Here is a 14918-nt window from a genome sequence, read left to right as displayed (position 1 = left end):
ACGAAAGGTGTGTGTCGATGAACGGCGGCCAGCCCCGGTACGGGGGAACCCTGCGGCTCTACGGGCCCGGCAGCATGGACCATCTCGATCCGGCCTGCGCCTACTACATGCTCGGCGGGCAGATCATCCGGCTCTTCGCCCGGCAGCTGTTCACCTACCGGCCGGTCGCCGACCTGCGCGACCCGTCGGCCGTCACGCCCGTGCCCGACGTGGCCGAGGCGGTGCCGACAGTGGACAACGGCGGCATCAGCGCCGACCACACCCGCTACACGATCCGGCTGCGCCCCGGCGTGTACTGGGACACCGACCCGCCCCGCGAGGTGACCGCCGGGGACTTCGTGCGCGGCTTCAAGCGGATGACCAACCCGGTGCTGCGGGCCGGCGGGATCGGCTACTTCACCAGCACCATCCGGGGGATGGCCGAGTACTGCGACGCGTACGACGCCGCGATCACCTCGGCCGAGCCGACCGCCGCCGAGCTGGCCGCGTTCCAGAACAGCCACGAGATCGCCGGGGTACGGGCCGTCGACGACCGGACGATCGTGTTCGACCTGATCCGCCCGGCGGTGGACTTCCTGCACATCCTGGCGCTGCACTTCGCCTCCGCCGCCCCGGTCGAGTACGACGAGGTGCTGCCGGACAGCGCCGAGTTCCGGCGGCGGGTGCGCTCCAACGGGCCCTACCGGGTCACCCACTACGTCCACGGCGAATCGGTGCGGCTGGCGCGCAATCCGGTGTGGCGCAAGGCGTCCGACCCGGTGCGCCAGCAGTACCTGGACGGGGTCGAGGTGACCATGGAGATCGCCACCCCGCAGCAGGTGGGGGAGGTGATCGACAATGGGCGCGCCGACCTGTCCTGGGCGTCACCGATCACCGAGCCGTACGACGTGCCGCCCACCGACCCGGGCAACGACCTCGGCTACGCGCTCAACCCGTACCTGGTGTTCAACCTGCTCAGCCCGAACGCCGACCGGGCGATGAGCAAGCTCAAGGTGCGCCAGGCCGTCGCGTACGCGATAAACAAGGCGGCGATCGCCGAGATCTACCACGACCTGGAGGCCGGGACGGTGATGCTGCCCGGCCACACGGCGATCCCGCCGGGCAACGACGGGCACGTCGACTTCAACCTGTATCCGACGCCGGGCGACAGGGGCGACCCGGAGCGCTGCCGGGCGCTGCTGGCCGAGGCGGGCTATCCGGACGGGCTCACCCTCACCGCCGTGCACCGGGACGTGGACGCCAACCCGGAGGTGGCCCGCTCCTACGCCACCGACCTGGAGAAGGGCGGCATCAGCGTGCGCCTGGTCGCGCTCGGCCACGCCGAGTACTACCAGTTCCTGCGCGACCCGGCCAACGCCCGCGCCGGCGCCTGGGACATCTCCGCGCCGTCCTGGACGCCCGACTGGTTCGGCCCGAACGGGCGCACCTACGTCCAGCCGATGTTCCAGACGAACACGTCCCGCGGCACCAGCAACTACGGCGGATACAGCAACCCGGAGGTCGACCGGCTGATCGAGGAGGCGCTCGGCGCCACCGACCGGGCCTGCGCCACCGAGCTGTGGCACCAGGTCGACCTGCACGTCATGCGGGACGCCGCGATCGTGCCGATCCTCGTGCACGCCCCGACCATCCCGCACCGCAAGGGCCGGCGGGTCCGCAACGCGATCGCCCTGCCCACAGTGGACCGCTGGTTCGACCTGTCCAACCTCTGGCTGGAGGAGTCCGCATGACCGCAGCAGGCACGCCGACGGCCGCCGCGCAGACGTCCGGCGGGGCCGGACCGCGCTGCGGCGGCACGCTGACCCTGGTCGGCGCGGGCGACGTCGACCACCTCGACCCGGCGCTGGCGTACCACACGGTGACCCGGGGGATCATCCGCGCGTACACCCGGCAGCTGGTCACCTACCCGGCGACCCGCGACCACCGGCGCGCGGGCGACCTGGTGCCGGACCTGGCGGTGGCGGCGGACGGGCCGTACGACGCCGAGGGCCGCCGCTACCGGTTCACGCTGCGCGACGGGCTGCGCTGGGACCTGCCCAACGGGCCCCGGCCGCTGACCGCCGCCGACGTGGTACGCGGCATCAAACGGCTGGCCCACCCGATGGCGCCCAGCCCCGGCCTGCCCTACTACCTGAGCACCGTCGAAGGGCTCGCCGAGTTCCGCGACGACCTGCTCACGCTGCCCCGCGACCTGAACGTGGTCGCGCCCTACCTGGAGGCCGCCGAGGTGCCCGGGCTGCGGGTGCTCGACGACCGGACGCTGGAGCTGACCACCCGCCGCCCCACGCCGGACTTCCTCAACATCCTGGCGCTGCCGTTCGCCTCCCCGGCGCCGGAGGAATACCTGTGGTTCGCGCCCGGCAGCCCCGAGCTGGACCAGCGGATCGGCTCCATCGGGCCGTACCGGATCACCGGCTACGAGCCGGACCGGCGCATCACGCTGGAACGCAGCCGCACCTGGGACCCGGCCACCGACCCGATCCGGGCCGCCCACGTGGACCGCATCGAGGTGCGGCAGGGCCTGGACGAGAAGACCTGCCACGACATGGTGATCGCCGGCGACGCCGACATGATGTGGGACATCCAGCCGCTGACCGAGCGGCTGCCGGAGATGTTCGCCGCCGGGGACCCGCGGCTGGAGGTCTGCCCGGCCGGCCTGTTCAGCCCGTACCTGGTGATCAACGTACTCAGCCCCAACGAGGGCGGGGCGCTGGCCCGCCGGGAGGTCCGGGAGGCGTTGCAGTACGCGATCGACAAGACCACTGTGGCCGAGGTGTGGGGCGGGCCGCGCCTCAACGACATCGCCGAGCAGATCCTGCCGCCGCTGTGCCGCGCGCACCGGCCGTTCGCCCCGTACGCCGCGAACGACGGCGCCGGTGACCCGGAGCGGGCCCGGCGGCTGCTCGCCGACGCCGGCTACCCGGACGGGCTCACGTTGAAGCTGGTCTACCGGGACCGGGACATCCACCCGGAGACCGCGCGGGTGGTCCGCGCCGCCGCCGCCCGGGCCGGCATCACCCTCGACCTCGTCCCGGCCGGCATCTCCGAGCTGTTCGGCACGTACCTCGGCCGGGCCGACGGAGCCCGCGAGGGCCGCTGGGACGTGGCGCTGTCCGGCTGGGAGCCGGACTGGCACGGCAACAACGCCCGCGTCTACCTCCAGGCGCTCTTCGACAGCTCCGGCGTCTCCGGCAACGACGACTGGGGGTCGAACTTCGGCCACTACCACAACCCCGTCGTCAACGAGCACATCGAGGCGGCGCTGAGCTGCGCCGACGAGAGCACCGCGAACGAGCACTGGCGGGCCGCCGAGCGGGAGGTGCTGCGCGACTGCGCGGTGGTGCCGATCCTCTTCGCCCACCAGTACTGGCTGCGCGGGCACCGGGTGCGCAACTGGCTGCCGTACCCGGTGCTCAACGGCGACCTGACCAACCTGTGGCTGGGGGAGGACCGACGCCCGGACCGATGAGCGGCGACCACCATCGGCTCACCGGACGTCTCGGCGAGCTGGCCCAGACACACGCCGACCGGGCGGCGGCGCGCGCGGGCGTGCCCGCCGTCCGGCTGGACCGGCTGGCCGCCGAGCCGCTGCGCCTGAACGAGGACTTCTGCCGGGCGGTGGCCGACCGCTACGACGCCGCCCCGATTGTCGCCGCCGGCACCGAGCGCGGCTACGCCCGGCTGGCCGAGGAGAACCTGCGGCAGTTCCGGCTGATCGGCGAGGCGGGCATCCGGGTGCTGCCGTGGACCGGGCCGGGGCAGCCGTACCGGGACTCGCGGGACCTGGTCGAGCGGGTCCGCTCGACCGGCCTGCTCCACGTCTTCCTCACCCGCCACGGGCACGGACCGGCCGGCGCGGACGGCGACCACCCGCTGCGCGCCCCCGCCGGCGTCCGGGCCGGGGGGGAGGAGCTGCTGCACAACGACATCTTCCGGGCGGTGCACGACGTCTTCGGGCACGTCCTGTTCGGCAACACGTTCGGGCCGCGCGGCGAGTTCCGGGCCACCCGCTGCCACCTCGCGATGTACCCGGCCGACCTGCACCCGCTGGTCTTCGCCGAGCTGGTCGGCCAGCTCTGCTGGTTCTTCCACGGCCCGCACCTGCGCCGCCCGGACGGGACGCTGCCCCGGCGCGGCGAGCCCGGGTACGTGCCGCCGCCACGGCGTCCGTACCCGCCGCAGAAGCAGCTCGTGTACGACCGGCGCACCCTGGACCGGTTCGCCGCGCTGTTCACGTCGCCGGGCTGACCGCCGACATCAGGAAGTCGGGCACCCGCAGCGGCGGCATCACCATCCGGGTGAAGTAGTCGCCCCACTCCCGGGGCAGCGCCGGCGTCGGCCGCCCGGCCTCGGTGGCCCGGGCCAGCAGCGACAGCGGGCTCTCGTTGAACCGGAAGTTGTGCACCGTACCGACGATCTCGCCGTCCTCCACCAGCCGCACGCCGTCGCGGGTGAGACCGGTCAGCAGCAGCGACGCCGGGTCGACGTCGCGCAGGTACCACAGCGAGGTGAGCAGCAGGCCGCGCCGGGTGGAACGCACCATCTCGGGCAGCGACGGCGCGTCCGGCCCGCCCTCCAGCACCAGGTTGTCCACCATCGGGGTGAGCGGCGCGCCGGTCCGCGCGGCGGTGTGCCGGGTCTGCACGAGCGCGGTCAGCACGCCCTCGTCGATCCAGCGGGTCGGCCGCAGCGGCAGCCCGTTGTCGACCACGGCGGTCAGGTCGTCGGTGCCCCGGCTGACGGTGAACGGGGCGCACGGCAGCAGCGGGTGGTCCGGGTCGCTGCGCAGCGTCAGCGGCAGCGCGGTGAGGCGCTCACCGATCGGCAGCCGGCCGTCCGGGCGGCTGAACGCGGTGCGCCCGTCCAGCGCGCCGCGCGCCCCGGCGGCCAGGTAGAGGTGGAGCATCAGGTCGGCCACGCAGTTCGGGGTCAGCAGCACCTCGTACCGTCCCGGGGGCAGCTCGACCCGCCGGCCGGGCCGCGCCGGCGTGGCGGACAGCTCGGCGGCGAGCGCCGGCACGTCCAGCCCGGTCAGGTCCGGCGCCGTCACTCCGGCCCAGGCCGAGTCGTCGCCGTCGCGCGCGCTCAGGTCGAACAGGCCGGTGGACTGCGCGTGCCGCAGGCGGGCGCCGGTCGACGCGGCGAGATAGGTGGTGACCACCCGGTGCTCGGTGTAGCCGTAGAGCCGTCGCCGCCCGGCCGCCGCGAACGCGTCGGCCAGGCCGGGCAGCACGTCGCGGAACGCGTCGACCGAGGTGCCGCCGGGCGGTTCCGCCCAGGACGGCGTCCGCCACGGCTCGGGCAGCGACGTGGCGTCGGCGGCGGGCGGCGCGTCGCGGGCGGCCCGCTCGGCCGCGCGGACCAGGCCGGGCAGCGCGTCGCCGAGCGCGCCGCCGTGCCCGACCAGCCCGACGTGTACGCCGGCCGCGCCGTGGCGTACCGCCACCGCAGTCACTCGGCGGGACCGGACGGTGCCGTTCGTGGTCAGCGCGTTGCCCGCCCAGCGCAGGTGCGCGGCGGCCGTCTCGTCGGCGATCAGCAGCAGCTCGTCGGCGTCGCGCCGGTGCCGCAGCGCCGCTTCCAGGGCGTCCTGGATCCCGCTCATCCGTCCCGCCCTCCGGTGTCGACGACGTCGATGCCGCGGAACACCGCGGCCGGGCAGCCGTGGCTGGCCGCGCTCGCCTGCACCGGCTGACCCTTGCCGCACATGTCGGCGCCGGAGAGCAGCCAGGTGCCCTCGCCGCCCAGCCCGCACAGCGCGGACCAGAACGCCGTGGTCTCCGCCTGGTAGGCGGCGCCGGACACCTGCCCGGCCAGCCGCCCGTTGCGGATGCGGTGCCAGCGCTGCGCGGTGAACTGGAACTGCCGCCGGCGCATGTCGATCGACCAGCTGTCCGAGCCGGCCAGGTAGAAGCCGTCCGTCACGCCCGCGATCAGGGCCGCGGTGTCCGGCCCGTCCACCGCCGGGCGCAGCGACACGTTCGGCATCCGGGCCATCGGGGTGTGCCGGTACGACTCGGCGTACGCGCAGCCGGAGGAGCGTGGCAGGCCCGCCTGCGCGGCCGAGGCCCGGTCGTGCTGGAAGCCGACCAGCACGCCGTCCTCGATCAGGGGCCAGGACTGCGCGGCCACGCCCTCGTCGTCGAAGCCGACGGTGGCGAGTCCGTGCGCGGCCGACCGGTCGGCGTCCACGGTCATCAGCGCCGAGCCGTACCGCAGCCGCCCGGCGGCGTCGGGGGTGGCGAAGGTGCCGCCCGCGTACGACATCTCGTGGCCCAGCGCCCGGTCGTACTCGGTGGCGTGCCCGACCGACTCGTGGATGGTGAGCCAGAGCTGCGACGGATCGATCACCAGGTCGTAGCGGCCCGGTCGCACCGACGGCGCCTGTGTCTTCTCGGCCAGCAGCGCCGGCAGTTCGGCCAGCTCGCCGGCCCAGTCCCAGCCCTCGCCGTGCAGGTACTCCCAGCCGCGGGCCACCGGCGGGCCGACCGTGCGCAGCGTCTGGACGCCGCCGTCGCTCGGGTGCCGGCCCACCGCCAGCACCTGCGGGTGCACCCGGACGCGCTGCTGGGTGACGGCGGTGCCGCCGAGGTCGGCGTAGTACGTGTTCTCCTGAGCGGCGCTGACGCGGGCCAGCACGTGCGCCACCGACCCGTGCGCCAGCAGCCCGGCGCACCAGTGGCTCAGCAGCTCCGCCCGTTCGCTCTCCGGCACCTCGAACGGGTTGATCCGGTACGGCGAGCGCCAGGTCGCCGCCGGGTACGCGGGCTCGGGCGCGAGCGCGACAGGCGCGCCGCCGACGTCAGCGCAGGCCCGGGCCAGCTCCAGCGCGTCGTCGCAGGCGCGTACCGCCGCCTCCGGCGTCAGCTCCGGCGTGGCGGCGAAGCCCCACGCGCCCCGGTGCAGCACCCGTACCGCCAGGCCGGTCTCGGTCTCCTCCTCGCTCGCCCGCAGCGCCCCGTCGTGCACGACGGTGCGCCCGGAGCGGACCCGCTGCACCCGCAGCGCCGCGTACCGCGCGCCCCGCTGCCGGGCCCGGGACAGGGCGGCGTCGGCGAGGCGGGCCAGCGGAAGTGCGAGGAAGGAGTCGTCGATCTGATCGGGCACACGCGCCTCCGGTCGCCGGGGTGCCGCCGTCCGCGCCGGTGGCGCGACGGCCCGGGGGTTGCGGTGAGGAGACTAGTGCGGCGTGCCGGGCCCGCACAGGGGCCGCGTGGCGGCCGGGCGGCCGACCAGCGCCGTCGCCGCGCAACTCAGCAATCGGGAAGAAGACCACGGTCGCGCCGGTGCGCTTGATTGGATCGGCGTCGCTCAATAGATTGAGGGCGGGCGCCGCCGAGGTCCGCACGATCGGGCCGTCGGCGGCTGACAGGTCCACCCCGAGCCGGGCACGTCGGTCGTCCGTACCGACTTCTCACAGTGGCGCATCGGCGCGCCGCCACCTGAGCGCGTCGCCGCGCCGCCGTCCGTCCGGACGCGCGTCGCCGCGCCGCGCCGCCCGACGCAGAAGGACTTCCCATGACGATTCTCCGTACCCGCTCCGGCCCGGCCCTGGCGGCGGTGACCGCGATGGCCGCCGTCGTGGCCGCCACCGCGACAGCGCTGCTCGCCGGCCCGGCCACGGCGGCACAGGGCTGCCGGGTCGACTACACACCCAACCAGTGGCCCGGCGGGTTCACCGCGAGCGTCAAGGTCTCGCCCGGCGACTCGGCCGTCTCCGGATGGACGGTGACCTGGACGTACGCCGGCGACGAGCGCGTCACGAACGGCTGGAACGCGACGGTCAGCCAGTCCGGTTCGACCGTCACCGCCCGCAACATGTCGTACAACGGCAGCATCCCGGCCGGCGGCTCCACCGAGTTCGGCGTGCAGGGCACGTTCAGCGCCGCCGGCGGCGCGCCGAGCGGGTTCACGCTCAACGGCGTGCCGTGCAACGGCGCCGCGCCGTCCCCGACCGTCGTGCCCACCACCGCGGTGCCCACCACCGCGCCACCGACGAGCGCCCCGCCCACGACGGCGCCGCCGACCAGCGCGCCGCCCACGACCGCGCCGCCGACCAGCGCGCCCCCGACGACCCCGCCGCCGAGCGGGTGCGCCGGGGCGGTGCTCTGCGACGGCTTCGAGAACCAGACCGGCTCGACGCCGTCCGGCGACTGGACTGTGGTGAACCCCGACTGCTCCGGCACCGGAACGGCCACCATCGACACGTCCACCACGCACAGCGGCAGCCGCGCCGTACGCATCAACGGCGCCGCCGGCTACTGCAACCACGTCTTCGTGCGGACCACGAAGAACCTCAGCGCCCTGGGCAGCGTCCGGTACGCCCGGATCTGGGTGCGGCACACCACCGCCCAGCCCACCGACCACACCACGATGATCACCATGTCCGACGCCGCCGACGGCAACCGAGACCTGCGGCTTGGCGGCCAGAACGGCGCCCTGCAGTGGAACCGCGCCTCCGACGACGCCACGCTGCCCGAGCAGAGCCCGGCCGGGGTGGCGCAGAGCGTGCCGTTGCCCACCAACCGCTGGGCCTGCCTGGAGTTCATGGTGGACGGGTCGGCCGGCCAGCTCCGCACCTGGCTGGACGGCGTCGCCGTCACCGGCCTGACCGCCGACGGCGTACCGACGCACGACATCGACGGCCAGTGGTACAACCGCACCTGGCGACCGCAGCTCACCGACCTGAAGCTGGGCTGGGAGAGCTACGGCGGCGGCGCCGACACCCTCTGGTACGACGACGTGGCGATGGGATCCACCCGCATCGGCTGCTGACCCGCGGCGAGTGGAACGTCACGGGCGTCGAACGACGTGACGTTCCACCGGGGGCAGCTCAGTGGTCGGCGGTCATCCGCTGGGTGCCGATCACCGAGAGCAGCCGCAGCGCCTCCTCCGAAGGGGAGCCGGGCGTGGCGGTGTAGATGACGACCTGCTGGTCGCGGTCGGTGATGTCGAGGACGTCGCAGTTGACAGTCACCGGCCCGACCAGCGGGTGCCGGAACGTCTTGCGCAGCGTCCGTGCGCCGCCGACCTCGTGGGAGGCCCACAGGCGGGCGAACTCCTCGCTGCCGGCGAGCAGGTCGGCGATCAGCGCGGCCATCTCCGGGTCGTCCGGATAGCGGGCCGCGGCGGCGCGCAGCCGCCCGACGGAGTGGCGGGCGAACTCGCCCGAGTCCGACACGTCGTACAGCCGCGTGCCGTGCAGGTGCGGGCCGAGGAAGGTCCGGCGGACCAGGTTGCGGTCCCGCCGGGGCAGGGCGGAGAAGTCCTCCATGAGGGCGGCCGCGAGGTCGTTCCAGGCGATCACCTCGAACGCCGCCGAGGTCACGAACGCCGCCGCCTGCGGGAGCCGGTGCAGCAGGTCCAGCACGCTGCGCCGTACCTCCCGGGGCGGCCCCGGAGGCGGCCCGGGCGGCTCCCCGGCCAGGTGGTGGAGGTGGTCGCGTTCGACGTCGGACAGCCGCAGCGCGCGGGCCAGCCCGGCCAGCACCTCCCGCGACGGACGCGGCCCCCGGCCCTGCTCCAGCCGGGTGTAGTACTCGGTCGAGATGAACGCCAGCCGCGCCGCCTCCTCGCGACGCAGCCCCGGCGTGCGGCGCCGCCGTCCGGCGGGCAGGCCCACGTCGGCCGGGGCGATCCGCTCCCGCCTGCTGCGCAGGAACACTGCCAGCTCACGTCGGTCCACGACCCCAGTGTGCCCGTGCGCGGCGGAGCGTAACCAGGTACCGCCGGTGCCTGGATGGGCTCCGCGACCGGACACAGGCTTGCCGCATGGACACCACACGAACCGACACGACCGTGCATCCCGCCGCCGGCCTGCTGGCCGGCAAGGTCGCCTTCATCACCGGCGCCGGGCGCGGTATCGGCGCCGCGGCGGCCCGGCTGTTCGCCGCCGAAGGCGCCCGGGTGCTGCTCGCCGCGCGGACCGAGGAGCAGTTGAAGGCGGTCACCGAGCAGGTCCGGGCGGACGGCGGCGTCGCGGACTACGTGCTCTGCGACCTGGCCGACGCGGCGAGCGTGCGCGCCGCCGTGGACCGTGTCGTCGAGGTGTACGGCCGCCTCGACGTCGCCTTCAACAACGGCGCGACGATCGTGCCGCCGGGACCGATGGACCAGGTGCGCGAAGAGGACTTCGACCACGTCTACGCGGTCAACCTGAAGGGGCCGTGGCTCGCCATGGTCGCCGAGGTCGCCGCGATCCGGGCCACCGCCGGCGTCGGCGCGATCGTGAACAACTCCAGCGTCGGCAGCCTGATGGGCAACCCCGAACTGCCCGCGTACGGGGCGATGAAGCGCGCGGTGAACAGCCTCACCGAGTCCGCGGCGATCACCTACGGACCGGAGGGCATCCGGGTCAACGCGATCGCCCCGGGCAGCACGCTCACCGAGATGATGCGGGCCTGGGACGCCGAGTCGCCCGGGATCATCGATCGTCTCGCCGCGCACAGTCCGCTGCGCCGGGCCGCCGAACCCGACGAGATCGCCCAGGCCGCTGCCTGGCTGCTCAGCGACCGCGCCTCCTTCGTCACCGGCACGGTGCTGCGGGTCGACGGCGGCGCGCGGGCCTGACCCGGGCTCAGACGGTGGCGTCCTGGACCGGCCGGGGCTCGACCGTGCCATCCGTGACGGGGGAGGGCCGGAAACCCTTGACGACCAGGTAGACGCCGAGCGAGAACTCCCACACCGCGATGGGCAGGGCGGCGACCGCCGTCACCGGGGACAGCCGGTCCCAGGCGCCGAACAGGGTGCCGAGGTCGGAGGCGACGAGCAGCGGCGCCCCGGCGAGCCCGAGCACCGGCAGCCAGCGCGGCACCAGGCGCGACTGGTACAGCAGGGAGCCCAGCAGCAGGGCGTTCACGGCCGGAAGGAGCGCCTGGCTGAGCAGGAACACCGAGTCGTAGAAGGCGACGAGCGTCCGGCCGGTGACCAGCGCGTCCGGCTCGGCTCCGGCCCGCCGCAGGGCGACCAGCGTCAGGATGCTCGCGACGCCGATGAAGATGCCGGCGGCCTCCAGCACCCGGGCGGCGACGAAGCCCAGCGCCCGCGCCTCACCCTGCCGCTTGAGCACCGGGTACAACGCGATCGCGGTACCGATGCAGGCGAGGGCGACGATCACCTCCAGGACGCCGCCGACGACGACCGGAGTGTCCGACGTGGAACCCAGGATGTAGTCCGCCTCGCGTATCGGGGCGTACAGGCTGAGGATGGGGATCGAGACGAAGGTGAGCAGGTAGAAGCCGCCCGCGACCAGCGACGTCCTACGCAGTGGGTCCATCGGGCTTCCCTCCGCCGCTCGGCCGGTGGTCGTTCCCTCACTCTGCGGCGGATCGGCGCGGCGGCGAATCAGCCGCTCGGTCAGTTCCTCGCGCGACGCGCACGGGCCACCGGTAACGGATACCGGTGGCCCGTGCGGCGCTCGACGGGGCAGCTAACGGCTCATCATGAACGCCACCACCACGGCGACGAGCACCAGCGCGGCGAACACCGCCGCCGCGATCTTCGCGGCGCTGTACGGCCGCTCACCGATCACCTCACCGGTACGCGCGTTCACCAGAACCTGGTACGAGCGGCCGGCGTGCAGGTACGCGGCGATCCACACCGGCAGCAGGATCAGCTTGTACGACACGTCGGAGTACGTGGTGTCCACCGCGGACACCCGCTGCTCGTCACCGCCGATGTCGGAGCGGCAGTCCCCCTCGATGACCGGCGCCATCCGCGCCTTCGCCTCGGTCAGGCCCGCCTCGGGCTCGGTGTCGTACCGCAGCGCCTGGTATCCGGCCAGGTAGTCGCCGTGGTACGCGGCCGCCTCGGTCAGCGGCCACGGCGCCAGCTTGTCCAGCTGCTCGGTGGGCAGGTGGGTGGTGGCGGGCACCAGCACGTCGTCGAAGTCCCGGCTGACGGTGCCGGCGGCCGGATGCCACCGGGTGTGCCGCACCTGCCGGGTCCGCGTCTCCTGCTTGCCGTCGACCGTGACCGTGTACGTCTCGGTGACGTAGTAGTACTCACCCCGCTGACCCTGGTAGTCCGACACGGTCCGCGCGTCGAACGTCCAGTGCGGCAGATAGGTGCCCTTGAGCGTCTCCGCCTCGCTGATCTTCTTCAGGCTCCCCGGCGCGAACCAGCGGCTGCGGCACCACTGGCCCAGCGCCGTCCGTACGCCGTTGCGGTCCACCGCGAACGGCAGCACCGCCTCCGGCGCGATCAGCTCGCCCGCCGCGGCGTCGGCAACCAGCGGCGTGGCGCAGAACTGGCAGCGCTGCGCCAGCACGTCGCTCTCCGTCCGGGCGCCGCAGCCCGGGCAGACGAACGTGTGCGCTCCGACGCTCGCCACCGGCTTGCGGGGCAGCGACGCGAGATCCGCGTACGCGTGCTCGCGCACCTCGCGGCCGGCACCGGCGATCTCCTGCCGGTGCCCGCAGTACGGGCAACTGAGCGTCGTCGTGCCCGGCGCGAATTCCACCCGGGCACCGCAACCCCCGCACCGGTACGAGGGCGGGGAGACGGTCGTGTCGCTCATGCCGGCGCCTGCCCGATGCGGGGACGACTCACCCGCTGACGCGCGCTCATTGCGGCGGCAGCGGCGGCGGGACGCTGGCGAGCACCGACGCCAGTTCCGGCACCTGTCCGGCGGGCTGCCACTGCGCCATCCCGGCACGCCAGACCAGCGTGTCCGGGCCGAGCGCGCCAGCGCCCGCCTGCTCGGCCAGCCCACCGAGGTCGTACGGGCCCTGCCGCTGGCCACCGACGCCGACGTACCACTGGGCCTGACCCGGCAGCGGCGGCGGCTCGGCGGCGCCCGGCTGCGCGGCGGCCGGCTGCACGGGGGCCGGCGCCGGCTGGGTGGCCCCGCCGCCGCCCATGGTCCGGGCCATCTGCTGGCCCATCGCCATGCCCAGGCCCAGGCCGATGCCCGCGCCCGCCTCGCCGCCCGGGTTGTTCGCCGCGGCCTCCATCGCGTTGGCGGCCTGGAAGCGGGTGTACCGGTCCAGGTCGCCGACCGCGCCCATGCTGGTCCGCTTGTCCAGCGCCTGCTCGACCTCCGGCGGCACCGACACGTTCTCGATGACGAACTTGGGGATCGCGATACCGACCTCGGCCAGTTCCTCGGTCAGCACGGCGGCCAGCCGCCGGCCGATCGCGTCCTGGTGCGCGGCGAGGTCAAGCAGGGGCACCCCGGCGGTGGCGAGCGCGCCGCCGAGCCGGCCCACGATCAGCTGACGCAGGTATTCCTGCACCTCTTCGGTGCGGAACTGCGGGTCGGTGCCGACCAGCTCACGCAGCAGCTGCGCCGGGTCGACCACCCGCGCCGCGAAGGCGCCGAACGCCCGTACCCGGACCACGCCGAACTCGGCGTCGCGCAGGATCACCGGGTTCTGGGTGCCCCACTTCATGTCCGTGAACTGCCGGGTGTTGACGAAGTACACCTCGGCCTTGAACGGCGAGTTGAAGCCGTACTTCCAGCCCTTGAGGGTGGACAGGATCGGCAGGTTGCGGGTCTCCAGCGTGTACGTTCCCGGCGGGAAGACGTCGGCGATCTTCCCCTCGTTGACGAACACCGCCGTCTGGGACTCCCGGACGACCAGCTTGGCGCCCATCTTGATCTCGTTCTGATACCGGGGGAACCGCCAGACGATCGTGTCCCGGCTGTCGTCCAGCCACTCGACGATGTCGATGAGTTCGCCCCGGAGCTTGTCCATCAGCCCCATCGCAACCCTTTCCTCGGCGCCGGTCTCCGGCGTCGCGGGCGACGATAGCAACCCCCCGCCACCTGCGAAAAGAGAACAATTGTGCGCTGATCGGCGGGCACCGATCGGGGTCGCTCAGCCGGCGTCGCCGCTCATCGATTCGCCGGTGGCGTGACGCCGGGAGGCATCTCGGGACGGATCCTCCCAAGCCGGCGTCGCGCGTGGGCCCCGGTCGGCGGACCACGCCGCACGCTGGTTCGGCAGCCGAGGCGGGCCGCCGGTCTCCGTGGCCGGGCGTTCGGTCTCCTGCACCAGATAGTGCGGCCGGCGTTTGGTCTCGTAGTAGATCCGGCCGATGTACTCGCCGATCACGCCCAGGATCATCATCTGGATGCCGCCGAGGCCGATCACGCTGACGATGATAGTGGTGTAACCGGGCACGTCGATGCCCTTCTCCACGGCGTCGGCGACCACCCACGCCATATAGCCCACCGCGATGAGCGTGAGGAACAGCCCGCCATAGATCGCCAGGCGCAGCGGCCGGTTGTTGAACGACAGCAGCCCGTCGAACGCGTAGTTGAACAGCTTGCCGAACGTCCACCGGCTCCGCCCCGCCTGCCGGCTCTCGTTGCGGTGCGCCACCACCACGGTGCGGAAGCCGATCCACGAGAACAGGCCCTTGGAGAAGCGGTTGTACTCGGGCATCGCCAGGATCGCGTTCACCGCGAGCCGGGACAGCAGCCGGAAGTCACCCGCGCCGTCCAGCAGGCGGACGTCTATCCACCAGTTGACCAGGCGGTAGAACGAGCGTGAGGCGACCATCCGGATAAACCGGTCGCCGCGCCGGTCGCGGCGGGCGATCACCTGGTCGAAGCCCTGGCGGTAGAGCGCGACCATCTCGGGCAGCAAGCGCGGCGGGTGCTGCAGGTCGGCGTCCATGATGACGACCGCGTCGCCGGTGGCCCGGTGCAGCCCGGCGAGCATGGCCGCCTCCTTGCCGAAGTTACGGCTCAGCGACGTGTAGCAGACCGTCGGGTCGGCGGCGGCGAGCCGGCGCAGCGCCGCGAGCGTGCCGTCCTCGCTGCCGTCGTCGACGTACACCACCTCGACGTCCACGTCCGAAAGCTCGGCGAGCGCGGTGCTGAGCATCTCGTGCAGCCGCTCCACCGACTCTTCCTCGTTGAAGCAGGGCACCACCACCGACAGCCGCATCGGCGTCGTCCCGCCCGGCCC

12 protein-coding genes are annotated in these 14918 nt (G+C 73.6%); 5 read left to right on the top strand and 7 right to left on the bottom strand.

From position 1 onward, the window contains the following. The first annotated feature begins 17 nt into the window (after nt 1-17). Genes ACSDG8_RS07930 through ACSDG8_RS07920 form a run of 3 tightly spaced genes read left to right on the top strand, consistent with a single transcriptional unit; the run spans nt 18 to nt 4248 of the window. The gene (locus ACSDG8_RS07930; RefSeq protein WP_210895957.1) at nt 18-1730 is read left to right on the top strand and encodes an ABC transporter substrate-binding protein; all 1713 of its coding nucleotides are present in this window, start codon (nt 18-20) and stop codon (nt 1728-1730) included. Beyond that, on the top strand, nt 1727-3469 hold the full coding sequence (locus tag ACSDG8_RS07925) for an ABC transporter substrate-binding protein (protein ID WP_210895955.1): 1743 nt from the start codon (nt 1727-1729) through the stop codon (nt 3467-3469). The genes ACSDG8_RS07930 and ACSDG8_RS07925 overlap by 4 nt, the downstream gene beginning before the upstream one ends. After that, nucleotides 3466-4248 (top strand): hypothetical protein, encoded by a 783-nt coding sequence (locus ACSDG8_RS07920; protein ID WP_210895953.1) that lies wholly within the window; start codon nt 3466-3468, stop codon nt 4246-4248. Before ACSDG8_RS07925 ends, ACSDG8_RS07920 begins: the two co-directional genes overlap by 4 nt. Here the strand turns inward: ACSDG8_RS07920 and ACSDG8_RS07915 are convergent. Together ACSDG8_RS07915 and ACSDG8_RS07910 are read right to left on the bottom strand one after the other, a co-directional pair. Then, complete coding sequence (locus ACSDG8_RS07915) at nt 4232-5605, bottom strand: metallopeptidase TldD-related protein (RefSeq protein ID WP_210895951.1); 1374 nt, start codon at nt 5603-5605, stop codon at nt 4232-4234. The two genes, ACSDG8_RS07920 and ACSDG8_RS07915, sit on opposite strands and share 17 nt — an antisense overlap. Continuing rightward, nucleotides 5602-7107 carry a TldD/PmbA family protein gene (locus tag ACSDG8_RS07910; RefSeq protein WP_210895949.1) on the bottom strand — a complete coding sequence of 502 codons (1506 nt, stop codon included), beginning with the start codon at nt 7105-7107 and terminating at the stop codon, nt 5602-5604. Before ACSDG8_RS07910 ends, ACSDG8_RS07915 begins: the two co-directional genes overlap by 4 nt. A 411-nt stretch (nt 7108-7518) precedes the next feature. Here ACSDG8_RS07910 and ACSDG8_RS07905 point away from each other — a divergent pair, with 411 nt between their 5' ends. Continuing rightward, nucleotides 7519-8775, top strand: a complete 1257-nt coding sequence (locus ACSDG8_RS07905) for a cellulose-binding domain-containing protein (protein ID WP_210895948.1) — start codon at nt 7519-7521, stop codon at nt 8773-8775. Nucleotides 8776-8833: 58 nt separating this feature from the next. On the opposite strand, the gene ACSDG8_RS07900 is transcribed toward ACSDG8_RS07905, so the two are convergent. Next, a complete protein-coding gene (locus ACSDG8_RS07900; RefSeq protein WP_210895946.1) occupies nt 8834-9685 on the bottom strand; it encodes a helix-turn-helix transcriptional regulator in 852 nt (283 codons plus the stop codon). 86 nt (nt 9686-9771) lie between these two features. Here ACSDG8_RS07900 and ACSDG8_RS07895 point away from each other — a divergent pair, with 86 nt between their 5' ends. After that, a complete protein-coding gene (locus ACSDG8_RS07895; RefSeq protein ID WP_210895944.1) occupies nt 9772-10569 on the top strand; it encodes an SDR family NAD(P)-dependent oxidoreductase in 798 nt (265 codons plus the stop codon). 7 nt (nt 10570-10576) lie between these two features. On the opposite strand, the gene ACSDG8_RS07890 is transcribed toward ACSDG8_RS07895, so the two are convergent. The 4 genes from ACSDG8_RS07890 to ACSDG8_RS07875 all read right to left on the bottom strand — a co-directional run bounded on the left by ACSDG8_RS07890 (nt 10577) and on the right by ACSDG8_RS07875 (nt 14897). Then, nucleotides 10577-11275 (bottom strand): DUF4386 domain-containing protein, encoded by a 699-nt coding sequence (locus ACSDG8_RS07890; RefSeq protein ID WP_210895942.1) that lies wholly within the window; start codon nt 11273-11275, stop codon nt 10577-10579. 153 nt (nt 11276-11428) lie between these two features. Continuing rightward, nucleotides 11429-12517, bottom strand: a complete 1089-nt coding sequence (locus tag ACSDG8_RS07885; protein WP_210895940.1) for a hypothetical protein — start codon at nt 12515-12517, stop codon at nt 11429-11431. A gap of 46 nt (nt 12518-12563) precedes the next feature. After that, nucleotides 12564-13697: an SPFH domain-containing protein gene (locus ACSDG8_RS07880; protein WP_247678927.1), complete on the bottom strand. Its 1134-nt coding sequence runs from the start codon at nt 13695-13697 to the stop codon at nt 12564-12566. Between the two features lie 123 nt (nt 13698-13820). Then, a complete protein-coding gene (locus ACSDG8_RS07875; RefSeq protein ID WP_247678926.1) occupies nt 13821-14897 on the bottom strand; it encodes a glycosyltransferase family 2 protein in 1077 nt (358 codons plus the stop codon). Nucleotides 14898-14918: the final 21 nt, after the last annotated feature.

Origin of the sequence: Micromonospora sp. LA-10 (genome assembly GCF_051853095.1) — a bacterium.
Taxonomy (GTDB): domain Bacteria; phylum Actinomycetota; class Actinomycetes; order Mycobacteriales; family Micromonosporaceae; genus Micromonospora; species Micromonospora echinospora_A.
The sequence above is the reverse complement of the archived record's forward strand: the minus strand, read 5'-3'. Positions and strand labels throughout refer to the sequence as shown.

What these genes read in the sequence shown, in the direction of transcription:
- ACSDG8_RS07930 (WP_210895957.1), top strand. Translation starts at nt 18, where the DNA reads ATGAACGGCGGCCAGCCCCGGTACGGGGGAACCCTGCGGCTCTACGGG.
- ACSDG8_RS07925 (WP_210895955.1), top strand. Translation starts at nt 1,727, where the DNA reads ATGACCGCAGCAGGCACGCCGACGGCCGCCGCGCAGACGTCCGGCGGG.
- ACSDG8_RS07920 (WP_210895953.1), top strand. Translation starts at nt 3,466, where the DNA reads ATGAGCGGCGACCACCATCGGCTCACCGGACGTCTCGGCGAGCTGGCC.
- ACSDG8_RS07915 (WP_210895951.1), bottom strand. Translation starts at nt 5,605, where the DNA reads ATGAGCGGGATCCAGGACGCCCTGGAAGCGGCGCTGCGGCACCGGCGC.
- ACSDG8_RS07905 (WP_210895948.1), top strand. Translation starts at nt 7,519, where the DNA reads ATGACGATTCTCCGTACCCGCTCCGGCCCGGCCCTGGCGGCGGTGACC.
- ACSDG8_RS07895 (WP_210895944.1), top strand. Translation starts at nt 9,772, where the DNA reads ATGGACACCACACGAACCGACACGACCGTGCATCCCGCCGCCGGCCTG.
- ACSDG8_RS07890 (WP_210895942.1), bottom strand. Translation starts at nt 11,275, where the DNA reads ATGGACCCACTGCGTAGGACGTCGCTGGTCGCGGGCGGCTTCTACCTG.
- ACSDG8_RS07885 (WP_210895940.1), bottom strand. Translation starts at nt 12,517, where the DNA reads ATGAGCGACACGACCGTCTCCCCGCCCTCGTACCGGTGCGGGGGTTGC.
- ACSDG8_RS07880 (WP_247678927.1), bottom strand. Translation starts at nt 13,697, where the DNA reads ATGGACAAGCTCCGGGGCGAACTCATCGACATCGTCGAGTGGCTGGAC.
- ACSDG8_RS07875 (WP_247678926.1), bottom strand. Translation starts at nt 14,897, where the DNA reads ATGCGGCTGTCGGTGGTGGTGCCCTGCTTCAACGAGGAAGAGTCGGTG.